This window comes from Allobosea sp. CER48 (genome assembly GCF_044752385.1).
GTDB lineage: Bacteria > Pseudomonadota > Alphaproteobacteria > Rhizobiales > Beijerinckiaceae > Allobosea.
In genome coordinates, this window is sequence record NZ_JBIWYK010000333.1 from 1 (window position 1) to 3,592 (window position 3,592).

A 3,592-nucleotide genomic window follows, 5' to 3' on the forward strand; every position below is an offset into this window, starting at 1 on the left:
TGCCGAGCCACGGCAGCCACGACACCCCCGACGCCGACGGCAGAAGCCGCTGGCGCCGCTCCTCAGATCCCCGCTCCGTCCTGCAGAGCTCCCGCCGGCACCTTGCGCCAGAGCCGCATATGCAGCGCCCGCAGGGCCGGACGCAGGAGGATGTCGCCAAAGGCCAGCGCGAGCGAAGCCGGGGCGTTTTGCGTCAGCGCGAAAGCCGCCGCAAAAAGGCCCGCGGTGCTCAGCACACGCCAGCTCACCGCTGCAAGCCAAGCCCTTCTATCAGGAGTTCCGCGCCGGCCCACGATGCGGATGACGCCACGCGTGGCCCGTGTCAGCACACCGCCCTCGCCGACGATCTGCCGGGGCGCACCCTCGCCCGGCTCGACGAAGCCGAAGGCAACCGTTTCGTTGCTGATACGATCGATCAGGATGAAGCCGCCCAGCTCGTGACTCTGCGCATAGGGCAGCGAGACCAGAGGCCGGTCGAGCCGCAGCGTCACCAGGCCAATGCCATTCATCCGCAGGCTCTGCGCCGGTTGCGGCCGGAAGCCCTCGATGTCGATGCAGTGGTGCAAGGTCTCGACCGTGGCGCCTGCGCTTTGCGTCGCCAGCTTCACCAGGAATTGGCCGCCCTCGATCATGGCACGTTCGCCCGTCCAGAGCAGGCGAGCCGTAAGCCCACGGCCGACCGGCAACGCAGTCTCCGCGGCGGCAATGACATCGCCGCGCGAGATGTCGATATCGTCCTCCAGCGTCAGCGTCGCCGCCTGGCCCGCCGCAACCTGCGCGCCATCGCCGGCAGCGCCGATGATCCGGGCGACCCGGCTCTTTCGGCCGGAAGGCAGCGCCACCACCGGGTCGCCGACGCGTACGCGGCCGCTCACCGGCGTCCCGGCATAGCCGCGGAAGTCGAGATCCGGGCGGTTCACCCACTGCACCGGCAGGATGAAGCTCTCGTTGCGCGGAGCCGCGCGAACGACCGCGACGTTTTCGAGATAGGGCAGCAGGGCCGGGCCGTCGTGCCACGGCATGGCAGAGGACGGCCGCATGACGTTCTCGCCATCCCGAGCCGAGACCGGGACGAAGCAGATCGAGGCGAAGCCGAGCCCCTTCACGGCCTCCCTGTAATCGGCCTCGATCCTCTCGAAGACCGCCTCGTCGTAATCGACGAGATCCATCTTGTTGACGGCGACCACGACGTGGCGGACGCCGACCAGAGACACGATGAAGGAATGCCGACGCGTCTGCGGCAGCAGACCCTTGCGCGCATCGACCAGGATGATGGCGAGATCGGCCGTCGAGGCGCCGGTCGCCATGTTGCGGGTGTACTGTTCGTGGCCGGGCGTATCGGCGACGATGAAGCTGCGCTTCTCGGTGGCAAAATAGCGATAGGCGACATCGATGGTGATGCCCTGCTCGCGCTCGGCCGAGAGGCCGTCCACCAGCAAGGCGAAATCGGGAGCGGCACCCTGCGTGCCGAACTTGCGCGAGTCGCTGTCGAGCGCGCTGAGCTGGTCATCGAAGACCGCACCGGCTTCGTAGAGCATGCGGCCGATGAGCGTCGACTTGCCGTCGTCGACGGAGCCGCAGGTGATGAAGCGCAGAAGCGTGTGCTGGCCGGTTTCGGAAACGCCCGGCGTATCGTTGGCAGGCAGAAGGTTCTGTGCCGGCTTCGGCACCTTCTTCTTGGCCAGGTTCCTGGCGACGGCAAAGCCCATCAGAAATAGCCTTCCTGCTTCTTCTGCTCCATCGAGCCCGAGCCGTCGTGGTCGATGACCCGGCCCTGTCGTTCGGAGGACCGCGACGAGCGCATCTCGGCGATGATATCGGTCAGGCTCGCCGCCTCGCTCTCGACGGCACCGGTCAGCGGATAGCACCCGAGCGTGCGAAAGCGGACCATGCGGGTCTCGATGACCTCGCCCGGGCGCAGTTCCATGCGCTCGTCGTCGCGCATGATCCAGGCACCATCGCGCTGCACGACCGGCCGCGGCGCGGCGAAATAGAGCGGCACCACGGGGATGTTTTCGAGCGCGATGTAGTCCCACACGTCACGCTCGGTCCAATTCGATAGCGGGAAGACGCGAAAGCTCTCGCCGCGATGCTTGCGGGTGTTGAAGAGCTGCCAGGGTTCGGGTCGCTGGTTCTTCGGGTCCCAGCGATGCTCGGCGGAGCGCAGCGAGAAGACGCGTTCCTTGGCCCGGCTCTTCTCCTCGTCGCGTCGCGCTCCGCCGAATGCGGCGTCGAACTTGTGAAGGTCGAGCGCCTGCTTCAGCCCCTGCGTCTTCATCACGTCGGTATGGACGCGCGAGCCCGAGGCGAAGGGGTTGATGCCGGCCTCGACGCCCTCGCGGTTGATGTGGACGATCAGGTCGAGCCCGAGGCGCAACGCCGTTTCGTCGCGAAAGGCGATCATGTCGCGGAACTTCCAGGTCGTGTCGACATGGAGCAGCGGGAAAGGCGGCCTGGCGGGATAGAACGCCTTCATCGCGAGATGCAGCAGGACAGCGGAGTCCTTGCCGATCGAATAGAGTAGCACCGGCTTGTCGCAGGTCGCCACCACCTCGCGGATGATGAAGATGGCTTCAGCCTCGAGCTTCTGGAGATGGCTGAGCTGGATCATGCGCGCGTCTCCACCGGCACGGCCCTGGCCCGTGCCAGCTTTCCGTCGGCGCCTACATGCAGGCCGCATTCCTTGGCGGCGTCGTCCTCCCACCACCAGCGCCCGGCCCGCTCCGGCTCGCCGGGGCGGATGGCGCGGGTGCAGGGCTGGCAGCCGATCGAGACGAAACCCTGCGCGTGCAGCGGGTTGATCGGCACGTCATTGTCTTCGGCGAAGGCGAGCGTGCGCTCGCGCGTCCAGTCGACCAGAGGGCTGACCTTGACGAGGCCCCGCGCCAGATCCGCCTCCGCGAGCGGAACGGCACCGCGCGCGGCCGACTGGTCGGACCTAAGGCCCGTCAGCCAGATATCGGCGCCCGCCAGCGCACGGGCCAGCGGCTCGACCTTGCGGATATCGCAGCAGGATTTGCGGGCACCGCGCGAGCCGTAGAAGCCGTTGATGCCGTTCTGGCGGACATAGAGCTCGACCGCGTCATGGCGCGGATAATAGGGGCGGATCAGGATGCCATAGCGCTCCTCGGTCTCCTGCCATAGTGCGTAGACTTCCGGGAAGAGCCGGCCCGTGTCGAGCGTGGCGAAACGGACCGGCAGCTTTGCCGTTGCGATGAAATGGGTCAGGACCTGATCTTCAAGCCCGAAGGACGTTGTGAAGACAGCCTCGCCCTCGGCTCCTGCGACGATGCCGGCAAGCCGGCTCCGGACATCATCCGCGGCGAGTACTGCGTTCAATGCGCCAGCGCGGCGCACGAGCTTTTCGGCGAGACCGGCCCCCGTAGCCGTTTCGGCCTGCACGATCTCATTCTGGGCGGGGCTTTTCGCCATTGTCCTGCCACGTCGTTCGTTCGGTAAATCGAACGAAAAATCTATACCCGTTGGGGCAGAATCTCAATTCACGTGCGATAGCGTGTTTTTTCTTATTTCACTTTTACAAGAGAAGATTGTTTTGGCGAACGCTGCGTCTGCCGCGCAAGCCATCGTTCCA

The 3,592-nt window shown here is 66.1% G+C and carries 3 protein-coding genes; all 3 read right to left on the minus strand.

The genetic code is table 11. The features are described 5' to 3' along the window. Positions 1 to 62 precede the first annotated feature (62 nt). The 3 genes from cysN to ACIPIA_RS12270 are packed head-to-tail and all read right to left on the minus strand — an operon-like array spanning position 63 to position 3,432. On the minus strand, positions 63 to 1,709 hold the full coding sequence (cysN, locus tag ACIPIA_RS12260) for a sulfate adenylyltransferase subunit CysN (protein WP_400509880.1): 1,647 nt from the start codon (positions 1,707 to 1,709) through the stop codon (positions 63 to 65). Beyond that, complete coding sequence (gene cysD / locus ACIPIA_RS12265) at positions 1,709 to 2,611, minus strand: sulfate adenylyltransferase subunit CysD (RefSeq protein WP_400509882.1); 903 nt, start codon at positions 2,609 to 2,611, stop codon at positions 1,709 to 1,711. Before cysD ends, cysN begins: the two co-directional genes overlap by 1 nt. Beyond that, positions 2,608 to 3,432, minus strand: coding sequence for a phosphoadenylyl-sulfate reductase (locus ACIPIA_RS12270; RefSeq protein ID WP_400509884.1), 825 nt, complete (start codon positions 3,430 to 3,432; stop codon positions 2,608 to 2,610). The genes cysD and ACIPIA_RS12270 overlap by 4 nt, the downstream gene beginning before the upstream one ends. Between the last annotated feature and the right edge of the window lie 160 nt (positions 3,433 to 3,592).